Source organism: Streptococcus iniae, from assembly GCF_030732225.1.
GTDB lineage: Bacteria > Bacillota > Bacilli > Lactobacillales > Streptococcaceae > Streptococcus > Streptococcus iniae.
The window spans coordinates 2,045,987-2,062,101 of record NZ_CP132230.1; the positions used below are offsets into that span (position 1 = coordinate 2,045,987).

The 16,115-nt window shown below is 39.6% G+C and carries 15 protein-coding genes; all 15 read right to left on the bottom strand.

Annotated features, from left to right (window positions below; translation table 11 throughout):
• Positions 1–22: 22 nt before the first annotated feature.
• The 15 genes from Q9317_RS09935 to Q9317_RS10005 all read right to left on the bottom strand — a co-directional run bounded on the left by Q9317_RS09935 (position 23) and on the right by Q9317_RS10005 (position 16,093).
• Positions 23–739, bottom strand: coding sequence for an L-ribulose-5-phosphate 4-epimerase (locus tag Q9317_RS09935; RefSeq protein WP_003100316.1), 717 nt, complete (start codon positions 737–739; stop codon positions 23–25).
• On the bottom strand, positions 739–1,602 hold the full coding sequence (locus tag Q9317_RS09940; RefSeq protein WP_003100317.1) for an L-ribulose-5-phosphate 3-epimerase: 864 nt from the start codon (positions 1,600–1,602) through the stop codon (positions 739–741). The genes Q9317_RS09935 and Q9317_RS09940 overlap by 1 nt, the downstream gene beginning before the upstream one ends.
• Before the next feature lie 4 nt (positions 1,603–1,606).
• Positions 1,607–2,272, bottom strand: a complete 666-nt coding sequence (locus Q9317_RS09945; protein WP_003100319.1) for a 3-keto-L-gulonate-6-phosphate decarboxylase UlaD — start codon at positions 2,270–2,272, stop codon at positions 1,607–1,609.
• Positions 2,273–2,332: 60 nt separating this feature from the next.
• Positions 2,333–2,818, bottom strand: a complete 486-nt coding sequence (locus tag Q9317_RS09950; protein ID WP_003100321.1) for a PTS sugar transporter subunit IIA — start codon at positions 2,816–2,818, stop codon at positions 2,333–2,335.
• Between the two features lie 99 nt (positions 2,819–2,917).
• Positions 2,918–3,196, bottom strand: a complete 279-nt coding sequence (locus tag Q9317_RS09955; protein WP_003045594.1) for a PTS sugar transporter subunit IIB — start codon at positions 3,194–3,196, stop codon at positions 2,918–2,920.
• A 147-nt stretch (positions 3,197–3,343) separates the two neighbouring features.
• The gene (locus Q9317_RS09960; RefSeq protein WP_003100323.1) at positions 3,344–4,777 is read right to left on the bottom strand and encodes a PTS sugar transporter subunit IIC; all 1,434 of its coding nucleotides are present in this window, start codon (positions 4,775–4,777) and stop codon (positions 3,344–3,346) included.
• Between the two features lie 185 nt (positions 4,778–4,962).
• Positions 4,963–6,024 carry a glycerate kinase family protein gene (locus Q9317_RS09965; RefSeq protein ID WP_003100325.1) on the bottom strand — a complete coding sequence of 354 codons (1,062 nt, stop codon included), beginning with the start codon at positions 6,022–6,024 and terminating at the stop codon, positions 4,963–4,965.
• Positions 6,025–6,097: 73 nt separating this feature from the next.
• Positions 6,098–8,599: a leucine--tRNA ligase gene (gene leuS, locus Q9317_RS09970; protein ID WP_003100327.1), complete on the bottom strand. Its 2,502-nt coding sequence runs from the start codon at positions 8,597–8,599 to the stop codon at positions 6,098–6,100.
• Between the two features lie 138 nt (positions 8,600–8,737).
• Complete coding sequence (locus Q9317_RS09975) at positions 8,738–9,427, bottom strand: helix-turn-helix transcriptional regulator (RefSeq protein WP_003100329.1); 690 nt, start codon at positions 9,425–9,427, stop codon at positions 8,738–8,740.
• 100 nt (positions 9,428–9,527) lie between these two features.
• On the bottom strand, positions 9,528–10,937 hold the full coding sequence (gene pepV, locus Q9317_RS09980; protein WP_003100331.1) for a dipeptidase PepV: 1,410 nt from the start codon (positions 10,935–10,937) through the stop codon (positions 9,528–9,530).
• Positions 10,938–11,049: 112 nt separating this feature from the next.
• On the bottom strand, positions 11,050–12,189 hold the full coding sequence (locus Q9317_RS09985; protein WP_003100332.1) for a trans-sulfuration enzyme family protein: 1,140 nt from the start codon (positions 12,187–12,189) through the stop codon (positions 11,050–11,052).
• Between the two features lie 2 nt (positions 12,190–12,191).
• A complete protein-coding gene (locus Q9317_RS09990; protein WP_003100334.1) occupies positions 12,192–12,572 on the bottom strand; it encodes a RidA family protein in 381 nt (126 codons plus the stop codon).
• 33 nt (positions 12,573–12,605) lie between these two features.
• Positions 12,606–13,997 (bottom strand): APC family permease, encoded by a 1,392-nt coding sequence (locus tag Q9317_RS09995; protein WP_003100336.1) that lies wholly within the window; start codon positions 13,995–13,997, stop codon positions 12,606–12,608.
• Positions 13,998–14,012: 15 nt separating this feature from the next.
• Entirely contained in the window at positions 14,013–14,792 is a 780-nt protein-coding gene (locus Q9317_RS10000; RefSeq protein WP_003100337.1) for a gamma-glutamyl-gamma-aminobutyrate hydrolase family protein, read from the bottom strand.
• 212 nt (positions 14,793–15,004) lie between these two features.
• Positions 15,005–16,093, bottom strand: a complete 1,089-nt coding sequence (locus tag Q9317_RS10005) for a YSIRK-type signal peptide-containing protein (RefSeq protein ID WP_121791554.1) — start codon at positions 16,091–16,093, stop codon at positions 15,005–15,007.
• Positions 16,094–16,115 lie beyond the last annotated feature (22 nt).

A 16,115-nucleotide genomic window follows, 5' to 3' on the forward strand; every position in this document is an offset into this window, starting at 1 on the left:
GCATTTGTCTCTTTAGTGTTTATTAATGCTTGTCACCTTTTTGGCCATAATAAGCATTTGGTCCATGTTTTCTAAGATAGTGTTTGTCCATAATATAACTTGGTGCTGGTTCCACACGTGGGTTAATTTGCTCTGTGAAGCGATTCATTTTAGCAACTTCCTCCAAGACTACCGAATGGTAAACGGCTTGTTCTGGTGTTTTTCCCCAAGTAAATGGTCCATGGTTACGCACAACAATACCTGGCACGGCTATTGGATCTAAACCACGTTTGGTAAATTCTTCAATAATGACTGTACCCGTTTCTTTTTCATAAGCACTGTCAACTTCATCTTTTGTTAGCGAACGTGCGCAAGGCACTGGCCCATAGAAGTAATCTGCATGGGTTGTTCCATAAAATGGAATATCACGGCCTGCTTGCGCCCAACCAACTGCTTCTGTTGAGTGGGTATGTACAATACCACCAACTTCTGACCAGGCTTTATATAATTGAACATGGGTTGCTAGATCTGATGATGGGTTCAAATCTCCCTCAACAACATTGCCGTCAAGGTCTGTAACAACCATATTTTCAGGTGTCAACTGGTCATAGTCAACACCAGAAGGTTTAATCACAATCACACCAAGGTCACGGCAAATTTCTGAGACATTTCCCCAAGTGAATTTGACTAGTCCATGTTCTGGAAGTGATTTGTTTGCTGCACACACACGTTCACGCATTTCTTGTAATTTTTTTGCCATTATGCTAACCCCGCTTCTTCAATTAATGGGTATAAGAACTCTTGAGCCTCTTTGATAACTGCTCGCGTTTCTTCAACGGTTTCGCAGTTTTCTGACCACATTTCAATGAGGAAGGGCCCATTATAGTTTGTTTTCTTGATGACATCAAACATGTGTTTCCAATCAACACACCCTTGTCCAAAAGGCACATCACGAAACTGCCCTTTTGAGCTTTCTGTCACAGCATAGGTGTCTTTTAAGTGTAGGGCTGCAATTGAGCGATGCCCTAAATAAAACTCACTCCAAAGGTCATTATGCCAAGCCGACACATTACCTGTATCTGGATAAACAAAGAGATATGGAGAATCAATTTCTTTTTCAATGGCTAAATATTTTTCAATGGAATTAATGAAGGGATCATCCATTATTTCAATTGATAACATGACTTGAGCTTCTTCTGCCCAATCACATGATTTGCGTAAATTTTTGATAAAGCGTGCGCGGGTTTCTGGTGATTTTTCTTCATAATAGACATCATAACCCGCTAATTGAATAGTTCTAACACCTAAGTCTTGAGCCAATTCAATACATTTTTTCATTAACTCTAATGATTTTGCTTCAATTTCTGGATCATTTGAGCCTAATGGATAGCGGCGATGCCCAGAAAAACAGATTGTTGGAATGCGAACACCAGTCTCATAGACAGCTTTCACAATAGCCAAACGTTCTTCTTTTGTCCATTCCAGACGTGAAAGACGCAAATCTGATTCATCAACAGACATTTCAACAAAATCAAAACCAAGTTCTTTTGCAAAGCGCAAGCGTTCTAACCAAGTAAAATGCTTGGGCGTTGCTTTTTCATAAATACCAATAGGACGAGCCATATCGTTACCCCCAAATACGTTTAATTTCGTCTTTGAATGCACGAGCGGCGCTTGCAGGATCTTCTGCCTCAGTTATACCACGACCAGCAATAAATGTAAAGACATCAACACCTTCAAACAATTTCAAAGTATCCACATCAAGTCCACCTGTTACAGATACACGAAAGCCCATGTCAATTAATTTTTTAACTTTTGTAAGGTCTTTTTCACCCCAAGTTTCACCTGCAAGTAGGGCGTCACGAGATTGATGGTAAATAGCTTGTGAGATACCTGCATCTAGCCATAATTGAGCTTGTTCATAAGTCCAATCACCATAAAGTTCAATTTGGATTTCACCTTTGTCACCACGAACTTCTTTGATGGCTTTAAGAGCTGCTTCCATTGTTGGGATTGTAGCGCAACAAATACAAGTCATCCAGTCGGCACCGCGGCTTGCATTGTTTTTAGCAACAGTTCCACCTGCATCTGCACATTTGGTATCAGCAACAATGATTTTTTCTGGGAAAAGGCTGCGAAGAACCTCTACTAACTCACTACCAACTTGGAGTAGACACACTGTTCCTGCTTCAATAACATCAACTTCATGTCCTACAGATACAGCTGCTTTAATGGCACCTTGCATATCAGAGTGGTCTAGGGCTACTTGTAAATTTGGGATGTGTTTTGTCATCGTATTTCCTTTCTTCTTATCACGATTATTATATCTAATGAATTAAGCTTCTCTTTTTTATTAACTTTCTAAATCTAAACCTTCTAAATAAGGACTATCTTTGGACTCGTCAACCATTGCTAAAACGTCTTCCTTAGTTTGGCATGCTGCTAAACGTTCAATAGCATTTTCTAATTCAAACAAAGCAATGATTTGAGGAATTGCCACAGAAGCATGAATAGCAGAACTTGTTGCTGCCAATGCGAGTAAGACTTGGGCTTGTTTACCATCTGAGAAGGTTACTGGCTCTTTCAAAGTGATTAATGAAAAGGCATCTTTTTGAACACCTGCTTCAGGACGTGCATGAGGCATTGCCATACCAGGCATCAAAATATAATATGGGCCATATTCTTCTGTCGATTCAATAATAGCGTCGTAATATTCTTCCTTAACAGCTCCACTTTCAATCAATGGATCAACAGATAATTTAACGGCTTCTTGCCAAGTTGTTGCTGATAATCCGAGACGAATTGAATCATTATCGATAAATGCTTGTTTTAAATTCATAAGTTTCCTTTCCTATCAATGCACCGAAATGCCTCTTTTTGCTAAAGAGAAAGAGTTGGGAAAATGTTCACAACTCCTCTGTCTATTAGCAAAAACATTTTATAATACTTCTTGTAATTTAGCTTTGATTTCATTGTCATCCATCAAGTTATCAAGTCCAACAAGATGACCTTTTGTACGACCATCTAATTCGTGAATCAAATGGTTTGAAGCGACAACAATGTCGTAACCTGAAGCAAGACCTTTGGCCTCACCAACTGAACAAGAAGCTGATTGAATGTCTGTCACTCCAAGTTGACGAAGTGCATTTTCAACTTTCATTTTGATAACCATAGATGAACCCATGCCGTTTCCGCATGCTGTAAGAACTTTAACCATTTCATTCTCCTTCTAATCTTTCTTTGATAGATCAATCAATACACCATTGATTTTTTGATGTCATTACTGCTAAGTGTTTCTGATAAGTTAGTGAGCCAAAAGACTAGTCCAATACCCACTAACACAATCAGAATGTCAATTTCTTAATTATTGAGCCTCACCACGATAGTAAGCTTCTTTATCTTTAGCTTTTGCATATTGCAATTGAGGAATGGCTAAGAAGAAGAGACATACTAGAGCATATCCTGCAATACCTAGGTATTTGAAGGCGTAACCAAATGCTAACCACGGGAATTCAAAGTCGATGTTTCCATGGTAACCACCTGCAAGTCCTAGAAGACCTACAGCCACAGCTCCAAGCGCTACTTGAATAACACCTGATAGGAATGACAAGATAACTGCTGCTTTCCAACCACCACGTTTATCAGCAAAAACTGCGATAGCAGCATTATCAAAGAATACTGGAACGAATCCTGTGATGATTAGGATTGGGTTTTTAAAGACAACCAACAATGCGATGGTTACCAATTGCCCGATAAGACCAAATGCAAACCCTGAAAGTACACCGTTTGATGAACCAAATCCGTATGAAGCGGCAACGTCAACAGCTGGGAATGATCCAGGAAGTAATTTGTTTGAGATACCTTGGAAGGCATTTGTTAATTCTGCAACAAACATTCTAACACCTTGCATCAAGATGAAGAGATAAACTGAGAATGTTAGTGATGTTTGAAGAATGTACATGAAGAAGGCTTGTTTTACTGGGACATATGCTCCAGGACCGATTAATTTCACGTTAGACATGATTTCTGGACCAAGGAGAGCAAGAATACCACCAAAGAAAACTAACATTAATGTTGCGGATGCAACAACAGTATCGTGGAAGATGCTTAAGAATGTTGGTAATTTTAAGTTGTCAAGATTTTCTTCTTTTTTACCAAAGAATGGAGCTACTTTGTCAACAAACCAGATGGCAAATTGTTGTTGGTGACCAATAGCAAATCCGCCACCACCTGTTAAGCGTTGTGTTGCTTCAACAGTCATGTTTGAACTTACTGCCCAATATAGACCACAGATAATACCTACTGCCCAAGCGCCATAAGCATTTTGGAATTGAGGAATTAAAAGAAGTACAAATACTGAGATGGTTGCTGCTTGTTGCACCATGATATGCCCTGTAATGAAAAGTGTACGAACCTTTGTAACTTTACGAAGAGCTACAAGAAGTAAGTTTACTCCAAAACCAATTAATAGTGCTGTTGTTGCAACACTAATGAATCCCATACCTTCTAATTTAGCATTTGCTGCTGCAAGCCCAAAGTAAGGGTCAATAACAGCTGCTTCTAATTTGAATTTTGCAGCTAATGCAACAAGAATAGGACGGAAAGTATTAACAAGCCCACCTGCTCCGACGTTCAAAATCAGATACCCAACGGTTGCTTTTATAAAGCCTGCAAAAACTTCGTGTATCGGTTTATTAAGTAACAAATACCCAATAAGTACCAATAGACCTACGAAGAAGGCTGGATTCTGCAAAATGTTTTGTGAGAACCAGTTTAGGGGAGCTAGGAACATATCCATGACGACTACCTCTTTTCAAAGTTTTAATAATGTGTTTCTTTATAAATTTATTATATTTTGTGTAAGCGTTTTAAAAAAGACCAAGTATCACACATTTAAGTGTTCAAAATTAGACTTGATTCCATTTTTCTAACAACCACACAAAAAAGACCCTGGCCCTATTGGCTCACAGTCTCTTCATTTTTTTATAAATAACGGGTCTTCATAAGATTGCTAACCAAGGCTTTTAGATTAGACAAAGTAGTCTTGTTATCAAGAGCCTCCTTGAGGCTTAAACACTTGCGTTGAATAGCAAAAGTAGCTAAAAATTCCTCACTGACGTTTGAGTCATCCTCCACAGACCCACAAAGGGCTATGGTTGGACACTGGTATTTTTGTCCCATACGACTGATAGCCACAGGCACCTTACCCGCTTTACTTTGGCCATCAAGTTTCCCTTCTCCCGTTAGGATTAAATCAGCGTCAGCCATTTCTTTCTCCAAGCCCAATAGGGCTGCTATGGTGTCAAAACCCGGTAAAATCTCACCACCCAAAATAGCAATGGCTCCGCCCATTCCACCAGCAGCACCAGATCCAGCAACCTTCTGTAAGTTTAACCCCCTACAAGTTTTCACACGCTCAACAAAAGCCTGAGCTTCTTGGTCCATTGTTTCTATCTGTTTCGGGCTTCCACCTTTTTGAGGCCCGAAAATCTTGGCAAAGCCTGTTGAGCCAGCATAGGGATTTGTAACATCAGCTAAAGCATGTATCTTAGTTTTCTTCAGAATACCAGGCTCAGTCAGTTGACAAGTGGTCACATCAAAAGACAAACTCTCTAAAAATCCACGACCACCATCTGAACTGCCACTTCCTCCAAGACCAATAAATAGTTCTTGACACCCCTTATCAATAGCATCAAGGCATAAGGCACCCAGTCCAAAACTAGTGGCCTGACTAAAAGACTCCTGACTAGGGGTGATTTTATCAATACCAATAACTTTAGCCGATTCAATAAAAGCCCTGTCCCCCATTTTAAGGTAGGGTGCCATTATCGCACGCCCCATTAAATCAGTTGTTGAAACCTTCTCAATCTTAGCTTGACACTTATCAGCCAAGGCTTCCATAGTGCCTTCACCACCGTCAGCAATAGAAAAGGTCTCGACATCTGCATTTGGCAGAACCTCTAAAACAGCTTCTTTGGCTGCTAAATTCAACTGTTTTGAAGGAGCTGCCCCCTTAAAAGAATCAATTGCAATAATGATTTTCATACTTGTCATCCCACTTATTCTTGCCTAGCAAAAAAACACCGAAGTGTTTTTCTACTATAAATTGTCACATTTCTTATTTAACAACGATATTAACCAGTTTATTTGGAACAACAATGACTTTAACAATGTCTTTGCCTGCAATTTCAGCTTGCACTTTGTCGTGTGATAGGGCAATTCTTTCAAGTTCTTCTTTGGCTAGATCTTTAGCAACGACTAATTTAGCTTTGACTTTTCCTTTGATTTGAACAACAATTTCAACATCATTTTCCACTAGTTTTGCCTCATCCCAAACTGGCCAAGCCACATGTGAGATGGATTCTTGTGAGTCTGTAAGGATTTGCCATAATTCCTCACCCAAGTGTGGTGCAAATGGGGCAATTAATTGGACAAAGCCTTTGGCATAGTCTGCAAAAAGGCGGTCTTCCTTATTAGCTGCATTCACAAAGACCATGAGTTGTGCAATGGCTGTGTTGAACTTCATGGCTTCCACTTGTTCAGTAACAGCTTTAACCGTTTCATGGTAAACCTTATCTAAAGCACCACTATTTTCCGTAACAATTGTTTTACTTGTGATCAGACGGTAAACACGGTCTAGGAATTTACGAGAGCCCTCAAGGCCTTCTTCTGACCAAGCAATGGAAGCATCAAGTGGTCCCATGAACATTTCATAAACACGAAGGGTATCTGCACCGTAGGCTTCAACCACATCATCTGGATTAACAACATTCTTAAGGGATTTAGACATTTTAGCTGGTGCTTGTTCTAGCTCTTCACCAGTTTCCATATGGAAGAAGCTGCCGTCACGTTTTTCAACCTTATCAGTCGCAACAAGAGCCCCACGGCCATCACGATAGCTTGTCCCTAAAATCATTCCTTGGTTAAAGAGTTTTTGGAAGGGTTCTTTGGTTGGCACAACGCCCAAATCATAAAGGACTTTATGCCAGAAACGCGCGTAAAGCAAATGAAGAACAGCATGTTCTGCTCCGCCGACATAAATATCCACTGGCAACCATTGTTTCAGCAGTTCTGGATCTGCTAAAGCGTGATCGTTATGTGGGTCGATGTAACGAAGGTAGTACCAACTTGATCCTGCCCATTGTGGCATCGTGTTGGTTTCACGACGCCCCTTAACACCATCTTCACGGACAACTTCTAACCAGTCTGTTAAATTGGCAAGTGGTGATTCACCTGTCCCTGAAGGACGGATGTCTTTCGTTACTGGTAATACAAGTGGCAAGTCACCTTCAGGAACGGCTGTAGAAGTGCCATCCTCCCAGTGAATAATTGGAATTGGTTCTCCCCAATAACGTTGACGAGAAAAGAGCCAATCACGAAGTCTGTAGGTGATTTTTTCTTGACCAACACCATTTTCTTCTAGCCAAGCAATCATCTTAGCCATGGCTTGCGCCTTATCAAGGCCATTTAAGAATTCAGAATTGATGTGAACACCATCCTCAGTATATGGTGCTTCATCAACATTGCCACCTTCAAGAACAGCAATGATATCTAAGTTAAATTGTTTTGCAAAGTCCCAGTCACGGTCATCGTGAGCTGGCACAGCCATAATAGCCCCTGTTCCATAACTTGCAAGGACATAATCTGCAATCCAGATTGGCATTTCTTTACCATTAACTGGGTTGATGGCATAACTGCCTGTCCAAACACCTGTTTTTTCTTTTGCTAGGTCTGTACGAGCCAAATCTGATTTCAAGCTGGCTTGGCGTTTGTATTCTGCGACCGCTTCTGCTTGCTCTTTACTTGTAATAGCATCGACAAGCGCATGCTCAGGGGCAAGAACAGCATATGTTGCACCAAACAAAGTGTCAGGACGAGTGGTAAAGACAGTGAATTCTTGGTCAGAATCTTTGATTTTGAACGTCACATTGGCACCACTTGATTTTCCAATCCAGTTACGTTGCATGTCTTTAATAGATTCTGGCCAGTCCACTTCTTCTAAATCTTCTAAAAGACGTTCTGCATAGGCTGTGATTTTAAGCATCCATTGGCGCATAGGTTTACGAACTACTGGATAGCCGCCACGTTCTGAAGTCCCATCTGGCAAGACTTCTTCGTTGGCAATAGCTGTTCCAAGTTCTTCAACCCAGTTAACTGGAACTTCTGCTTCATAGGCTAAGCCTTTTTCATAGAGTTTTGTGAAAATCCATTGGGTCCATTTGTAGTAGTTAGGATCAGTCGTGTTGACTTCGCGGTCCCAGTCATATGAGAAGCCAAGAGCATTAATTTGACGTTTGAAGTTAGCGATGTTTTCTGCTGTGAAATCTGCAGGATCATTTCCTGTGTCCATTGCATATTGTTCAGCTGGAAGTCCAAAGGCATCCCATCCCATTGGATGAAGGACATTGTAGCCTTGTGCACGTTTGAAACGACTCAAAATATCAGTAGCTGTGTAGCCTTCTGGGTGTCCTACGTGTAGACCAGCTCCTGAAGGGTATGGAAACATGTCTAAGGCATAAAATTTAGGTTTACTGGTATCCATGCCAGTTTTAAAGGTATGTTTATCAGCCCAAAATGCTTGCCATTTGGGTTCAATGTCTTTGTGATTGTAAAATGTCATGTGAATTCTCCCATGTAAAAATGTCTAGTATCTTTTATTATAGCATGAAAACACACATTTGGGTAATGCGCTTTAGTTATTATCACTAGACAAATAGTAGGCAAAAATCTCCCCGCTAATTCAGTGAGGAGACCTTTCTTATTTGGTTGTTGTGTCATCTTCTTGTTTAACAATTTGGATGTACTTGTAAATGCTAACTTCTGACATTCGAAACGCTTCTGCTACTTTTGACACTGCGTCTTTTAGGTCAAAAAATCCCTTTTCATAAAGCGAGCGAACAATGGCAATTTTTTCACCACGGGTCAGATTATACTTGCGCAAATCCTTCCCTTGGGTTTCTCTGACAATGGCTGCTTCAATCAAGTTGTCAGCGGTAGAATAAAAGTTTTCAACAATGCCTTCATTGCTATTTGAATGATCCGAATCATGTGGATAGATCGCTTCGTTAATGGTTTCCAAACTAGACTCAAAAAGATGTTTTAAGCTCACCAATTTAGACCTGTCAGAATTAATACAAATCATCCCCAAGAGATTATTAGCATCATCTTTAATGAAAAAACTAGATGAGTACAAGTCACTTCCTTGGATGGTTTTAGTCCTGTAGTTCACTAGGTAGTCTTTTTCCTGATAAACTTTATTTTTGAGCACTTCAAAAACAAAATCTGTTGCAGGTGCACCAATTTCACGTCCTGATAAATTATTTTGGATATAAACTACCGAATGATCTAAACCTTCACTAAAATCCTGTAAAACAATTTCCGAATCTTTCCCTAAAACTTTAGCTAAAAAGTCCATCAAAGGAATATAAGACTTTAATTTTGAATGCATACTTACCTCCAATATAGTTGTATCATATCCCTCTCTAAATCACAATTGTTTATGCTCTAAAAGTAGCCATTTTTTTCGTTTTGAAGTAAAAACATGACCCTTAACACACCAAGTCAACAAATGCTCTGGCATACATTGCTGTTGCCTTTAGCAAATCCTCTACGACAATATGTTCATTTGCCTGATGCATGGTGTCAACAGCTTCTGGAAAAAGTGCTCCAAAAGCCACTCCTTCTGGCATAAGACGGGCATATGTTGCACCACCAATAACCCGTTCATAAGCTGGTAATTTTGTTTGCTCATGATAAATCTTAAGAAGGCTTTGAACCATAGGATGTTCTTCACTAACATAATGCGGCTTTTGTTTTTCCTCGATAAACACATTACAAAGACTAGTCGAGTAGCCTTTTACAAGCAAATCTCTTGCCACTGAAACATCAAAGCCTTTTGGATAACGGAGGTTAATTCTAATGTGTGCGACGTCTTGTGCTTTATAGGAAATGATCCCCGGGTTTAATGTCATCTGTCCCATTTGGGGATCACTGTAGGCAAGACCAAACCCTTGTCCAAAATAATCTAAATGCAAGTCTTTCCCTAACACAGTGAGAAATTCCTGAGCATAGGGTCCCCAAAAACTATAACCTGAAAGAAAGGCTGCTAAATAGGTTGCGGCATTGTGTCCTGCTTCTGGTTTTGAGCCATGGGCCGACTTGCCTTTAAGTTGAAGAATTAGTTTGTTTTGAGACCACGAAACCTGACCTTGCAAGAAGTCATAAGATGCCACAAAATCCTCAAAAGACCTAGCAATAGCAGCTAAACCTTGTCCTGAAATCTCAGCTTCAGCCCTGTCTGCAACCATATTTTCACGCTGCCCTGCTTCAAAACTTTCTAAGGTCACTGCAGCTTTTTCATCTTTTTGACACTGCCACTCAAAGACCACACTACCATTTCCTTTTTCACCATTGACAATCGGGAAATAAGCATCTGGAACAAAGCCAATTTTAGGAATTGGGCAAATGCTTTGGTAGTAATTCAAGCATTTCCAATCACTTTCTTCATCCGTCCCAACAATCAGACGCACTTTCTTTTTGGGAATAAAGCCTTTTTCTTTTAAAAGTTTCATGGCAAAAAAGGCTGCAACCAATGGTCCTTTATCATCTAAAGCCCCTCTAGCAAAGAGTTTTCCGTCTCTATATGTTGGTGTAAATGGGTCTGATTCCCAGCCATCACCGACAGGAACAACATCTAGATGCCCCATGACTCCAAATAAGTCTTCACCTTGCCCCCAATCCAGATGTGCAACAATATTCCCAAAAGATTCTTGGGCAAAACCTGCCTCTTCTGACATCTTTAAAAACTCATCTAAAGCCTGTTTAGGCCCTGGTCCTACTGGACACTCCTTACTGGCTAAGTGATCTTCTCTGACGGATGGAATTACTAGCAGGCGCTCAACATCTGCTAACAAGTCTTCTTTTCGTAGCAAAACTTCTTGATACCAATTTTCTGTCATATGTCCTTCAATTCTAAGTGGATTTTTTCTGTTTTTGATTACCTAATCCACACGATAATCTAAAGAGAAAAGCCCAGAGTCCTGCACTAACAGCAAGCATCTGGACTAGTCTTTAAAATGCTAAAGCTTGTTCAAAATCAGCCAATAAATCTTCACTATTTTCAATACCACATGACAAGCGTAGCAGACCATCAACAACTCCTTGTTCAAGACGTTCTTCTGGTGATAAGCAGGCATGTGACATGGTTGCAGGGTGAGAAATAATAGACTCTACCCCTCCCAAACTAACGGCTAAAATCGGTAATTTAATACGATGGGTAAAGGTCATTAAGTCTTCTTTAGAAGCAAGTTCAAAAGAAAGGACTGCCCCACCATTTGCTGCTTGTTGCATATGAACAGCATGATTTTTATGCGATGCCAAGCCAGGGTAATGCACCTTCTTGATTTTAGGGTGTTGCTCTAAAAATTCGGCTAAAATACCAGCATTTTTCACAGCTTCTTTCATTCGAATTCCCATGGTTTTCATGCCACGCAAAATCAACCAAGCATCCTCTACACCTAAAATGGCCCCAAAATTCTTTTGATACAATTTTAATTGCCCATAAATAGCTTCATGATTAGTAGCTACTAAACCTGCCACAACATCACTATGGCCGTTGATAAATTTAGTAACACTTTCAACCACAATATCAACACCCAAGGATAGGGTATCTTGATAAAGTGTTGTCATAAAGGTATTATCAGCCACTGTTAATAGGTTATTTTCTTTAGCCAATGCCACTAAAGCTTTAATGTCACAAACTTTTAAGAGTGGATTTGAAGGGGTTTCCAAATAAATCATTTTAGTGTTGGGACGAATAGCTCTCTTAACAGCTTCTATATCAGCCATATCCACAAAGCTTGTTGCAATGTCATAGTTTGGTAAGACAGCATTTGCAAATTGACAAGTCCCACCATAAACTTCAATTGGCAAAATCACATGGTCTCCTGTTTTAAGTAACATCAAGACATTTGAAATTGCTGCCATACCTGATGCATAGGCCAAAGCAAATTGAGCTTTTTCTAAACAAGCTAAGCCACCTTCTAAAGCATCTGTGGTTGGATTAGAAAAACGTGTGTAAAGGTATTTTTGATCCTCACAGTAAAGCTCTGAATTATTAAAGGTTGAGGTTTGGTAAATAGGTACCGAAGCTGCACCAGTGTATTCATCAATGACTGTGTAGCCATGAAGAAGCATGGTATTTTCTTTCATGCTTACACCTCCGCGATAGCTTCAATCTCAACAAGAGCTCCCATTGGTAATTTGCCCACTTCAAAAGCTGTTCTAGCTGGGAACCCTTCTGTGAAGAAGCCTTGGTAAACAGCATTAAAGGCAGCAAAATCTGCAATGTCGGCAAGATAGACTGTGGTTTTAACAACTGCCTGCATGGAAGAGCCATTGTCTTCTAAAATGTGTTTGATATTTGTTAAGGATTGGTTAACTTGCCATTCAATAGAATCTGGCTGATCAATTTTACCAGTTTCTGCATTAATAGGTAATTGACCTGATGTAAAGATAAGGTTACCTACTTTACTTGCTGCTGAATAGCTTCCTACTGCTGCTGGAGTCTTGTCACTTGTTAATCGTTGAATCATAATTGTCTTCTTTCTAATTTTTTGTCATTTCTATTATATGCTAATAGATGATTTTTGTGAACGTTTCCATACCATTAATACCAAAGGTAAAATCACATAACCAATAACCATAGCTACAATAGCAAAGGTATTAGGCACTACTTGGCCATTGTCAAGTGTGAGGGTAAATTGTTGTGCCCAGCTAAATTTATAAAGCAATACCACTGTTAAAACTAAAGCAATGCTTGGAATAACAACATCTACAAAAACATTTTTTCTAACATTTTGAAGAGCTTCCCCTTTTTCTTTACCAAAGTAGAAAGTCATCACCGCAAGTGGGACAATGATAAATTGAATAAAGCGTGAAATAGAACTTAAAACAATAATGCTTGTCATGTTAAAACGAAATGCCATTGGTAACAAAATAGCAATGCCAATTGTGGTAAAGAATGCAACCATCGGAAAGCCTTTATCTGTACGTTTAGCAAAATATTCTGGAATTTGTCCTTGTAAAGCCATAGCTTCTAGAACACGTGGCGTGTGGAATGATGCTGCTACATTAATACCAAACATCGAAATCAATGCCCCTAGGATAATTAGGTTACTGATGATTGGATTGGTAAAGACGTCAGCTAAGGCAACCACTTGACTAGAAGCAACAATAGCCCCTGGATTAATCATCATGGCAATTCCAACAATACCAATATAAATGGCTGCGATAATGGCAATGGCTAGTGGAATAGCACGAGGGAGATTTTTCTCAGGCTCTTCCATATCTTCTGAACCACTCGCAACACTTTCAAAGCCTGTAAAGGCATAAAAGGCTGCAATAACTGCCATTACCCAAGCAGACATGTCAAGATTAGAACCAACAGGATTTCCCATAGCATCTTTCAAGGTATGGATGGTTGAAAACTGGTTAACATGCCCAAAGATAACAATCCCACAACCAACAACAATGGTCATAATCAAAGCACCAAGTTTCCCTAATGTGGATAAGTTATTGATCAGTTCAAAGAGACGCGTTCCCATCAAGTTAATCACCAGAAGAATCCCCATCAAACACATAAAACCAATGGTAATGTTTGATATTTTTGTACTATCCAAGTGCATAATGTTCAAGACGGTTTTCACAACACCTGTTCCCATAACACCCCAGGCAATACTAGCTGCAATGTAGCGTGTGATCCCAACATAGAATCCAAGGTTATCACCAAAAGCGGCTTTAGTATAAGCGTAAGCTGCCCCACCCTTAGAGACGTATTTGGCTGCTGCTGCAAACGTAATGGCCAAGACTGCCGCAAAAATCGCCGCAAAAGCATAGACAAGCAGTGCTTTATCACCTGACATGGCAACCACCGACCCCGGAGATAAGAAAATTCCTGTTCCGATAATGGAATTAATGGTCAGCAAAACAATAGAATAAAAACCTAATTTCTTTTTCATGAGCTACTCCCTCTTTTAACTTACTTTTTCCGTTTGATGATGGCAATCAGTATTTTGTTTCCTTTTGGCTTGTGCAATTAATGCTTTAAACAATTGGTTCATTTCTGGCATGCTCTTATGTAGCATTTCGGGATGCCACTGGACACCAACCATAAAAGGATAAGAATGATGTTCAAGCGCTTCGACAACGCCATCCATAGCTCGCGCTGCCACAGTAAATGCTTCTGGCACATCTTTTACAATTTGGTGGTGGAAAGAATTCACCATCAGCTTGTCTTTTTTGAAAATACTATGAAGTAAGGTGCCTGCTTCTAACTCCACAGAATGGGTCGCTAAATCCGGCTGATGTTCCTGCCAATGTTTTAACAAGGGTTTATTGGTGTAGGATAAATCCTGCCATAAGGTCCCACCATGATAGACTGTAATGATTTGGTAGCCACGACAAATACCAAGTATCGGAATCTTTTTCTTTTTAGCCCTTTCAATCAAAGCAAAATCAAATTGATCGCGTGCTGGGAAGGTATCACCAAGTTTCTGACTTGGCTCTTCACCATAATTTAAAGGGGACACATCATGACCACCTGACAAGACCAGCCCATCAATAGTATCCAAGTAACCATCCAAAACCTGTTCATCACTTGAAATAGGCAGAATCATCGGAATACCACCATTTAACGAAATGGACGAGACATAGTCTTCATTGACGTAAGACCTGTGATAACCTGGAAACATCCCACCAGAATCAACAATAACGCTGGCAGAAATTCCTATAATGGGAATTTTAATATCACTCATAGCGAGCTCCTTTTATAGAATATTATTTTATTTATAAAATTTTATAAGCTTATTATACACTTTTTGGAAGGGTTTGCAATAGTTTTTTATATTTTTTATAAAATTTTATATAAATGTGCTTGCTAAAGCCAAAAAAATCCCACCTTCCAAAAGGAAGATAGGATTCTTATTTATAGTCTTAAATTGGAAAATAGTGTCCGGCTAGGTAAATATTAGTTTTCTTTACGTTTTCTGTCTACTGCCATCAAGCTTGCGCCTGCAACGATAGCCATAGCTGATGCTGTAAAGAATGGGTTATAGGAATCACCAGTTGATGGAAGTTGGTTTTTAACTTCTTTCTTAGCTTCTGGAGTTGCCATTGCTTTTTTAGCTTCTGCAACAGCTGGTTTAGAAGTAGCAGGTGCTTTTTCATCTTTCTTAGGAGCAGCTGGTTTTTCGTCAGCTTTAGGTGCTTCTTCTTTTGGTGCTTCTGGAGCAACTTCTGGTGTTTCAGGGGTTACTTCTGGTGTTACCTCTGGTGTTTCAGGCGTCACTTCTGGTGCCATTTCAGGAAGTTTTTCTGATTTCAAGAATTCAGTCAAACCTTCTGTAGCAGCAATCTTCAAGTTTTCTTCAAGTGTAGGCACAGTTGAAGCCATGAAGTCTTTAATCCCTTGAACAGATTTAGCAGACTCTACAATTTTCTTGATAAGACGGTTAGCGCCTAAACGATCAAGAGTAGCTAAAGCTTCTTTACGAACAGTTTCAAGCTCTTCATTAACAGGAGCTTCACCTGGTTTTTCGTCCTTAAGGAAGTCCGTTAAACCTTCTGTTGCTTCTGCAATAATATTTTTACGTTCTTTGTCAACTTTAATATCTTCAAGTTCTTTTTCAGTTTGCTTCTTAACTGCCTCAATTTCTTCAATTGATTTTGCAACTTCAACTCTAGCAATTGCTGTATAAAGACTTGCCTCATTTTCTGGAACATTTTTATCAAGTAGTTTAGTAAACTCTTCTTTTGCTTTTTCTTTTGCAACATTTAATGCAGCTAATACTTCTTTTTCTTTTGAGTCACTTAAAAGCTTCGCTCTCATTTCTAAACGAGTTGCTTTGTTTTCATTTTTACGAGCTGCTGCTGCTGCTTCTTGCATTTTTGCTTCTTCAAGCAAGCGCGTTCTCATTTCTGCACGGTCTTCTTTGGTTTCTGTAACTACATCATCCGCTGATACGCTTGCGCTTCCGATGATAAAGGCAGCTGATACTGATGCCAGTCCGTAAGCTGATTTACGCAAGAAATATTTCATTTTTTTTTCTTTTTCCATGTTTAACCTCTTATTTTCTTAT

What these genes read in the sequence shown, in the direction of transcription:
- Q9317_RS09935 (WP_003100316.1), bottom strand. Translation starts at nt 739, where the DNA reads ATGGCAAAAAAATTACAAGAAATGCGTGAACGTGTGTGTGCAGCAAAC.
- Q9317_RS09940 (WP_003100317.1), bottom strand. Translation starts at nt 1,602, where the DNA reads ATGGCTCGTCCTATTGGTATTTATGAAAAAGCAACGCCCAAGCATTTT.
- Q9317_RS09945 (WP_003100319.1), bottom strand. Translation starts at nt 2,272, where the DNA reads ATGACAAAACACATCCCAAATTTACAAGTAGCCCTAGACCACTCTGAT.
- Q9317_RS09950 (WP_003100321.1), bottom strand. Translation starts at nt 2,818, where the DNA reads ATGAATTTAAAACAAGCATTTATCGATAATGATTCAATTCGTCTCGGA.
- Q9317_RS09955 (WP_003045594.1), bottom strand. Translation starts at nt 3,196, where the DNA reads ATGGTTAAAGTTCTTACAGCATGCGGAAACGGCATGGGTTCATCTATG.
- Q9317_RS09960 (WP_003100323.1), bottom strand. Translation starts at nt 4,777, where the DNA reads ATGGATATGTTCCTAGCTCCCCTAAACTGGTTCTCACAAAACATTTTG.
- Q9317_RS09965 (WP_003100325.1), bottom strand. Translation starts at nt 6,024, where the DNA reads ATGAAAATCATTATTGCAATTGATTCTTTTAAGGGGGCAGCTCCTTCA.
- leuS (WP_003100327.1), bottom strand. Translation starts at nt 8,599, where the DNA reads ATGACATTTTACAATCACAAAGACATTGAACCCAAATGGCAAGCATTT.
- Q9317_RS09975 (WP_003100329.1), bottom strand. Translation starts at nt 9,427, where the DNA reads ATGCATTCAAAATTAAAGTCTTATATTCCTTTGATGGACTTTTTAGCT.
- pepV (WP_003100331.1), bottom strand. Translation starts at nt 10,937, where the DNA reads ATGACAGAAAATTGGTATCAAGAAGTTTTGCTACGAAAAGAAGACTTG.
- Q9317_RS09985 (WP_003100332.1), bottom strand. Translation starts at nt 12,189, where the DNA reads ATGAAAGAAAATACCATGCTTCTTCATGGCTACACAGTCATTGATGAA.
- Q9317_RS09990 (WP_003100334.1), bottom strand. Translation starts at nt 12,572, where the DNA reads ATGATTCAACGATTAACAAGTGACAAGACTCCAGCAGCAGTAGGAAGC.
- Q9317_RS09995 (WP_003100336.1), bottom strand. Translation starts at nt 13,997, where the DNA reads ATGAAAAAGAAATTAGGTTTTTATTCTATTGTTTTGCTGACCATTAAT.
- Q9317_RS10000 (WP_003100337.1), bottom strand. Translation starts at nt 14,792, where the DNA reads ATGAGTGATATTAAAATTCCCATTATAGGAATTTCTGCCAGCGTTATT.
- Q9317_RS10005 (WP_121791554.1), bottom strand. Translation starts at nt 16,093, where the DNA reads ATGGAAAAAGAAAAAAAAATGAAATATTTCTTGCGTAAATCAGCTTAC.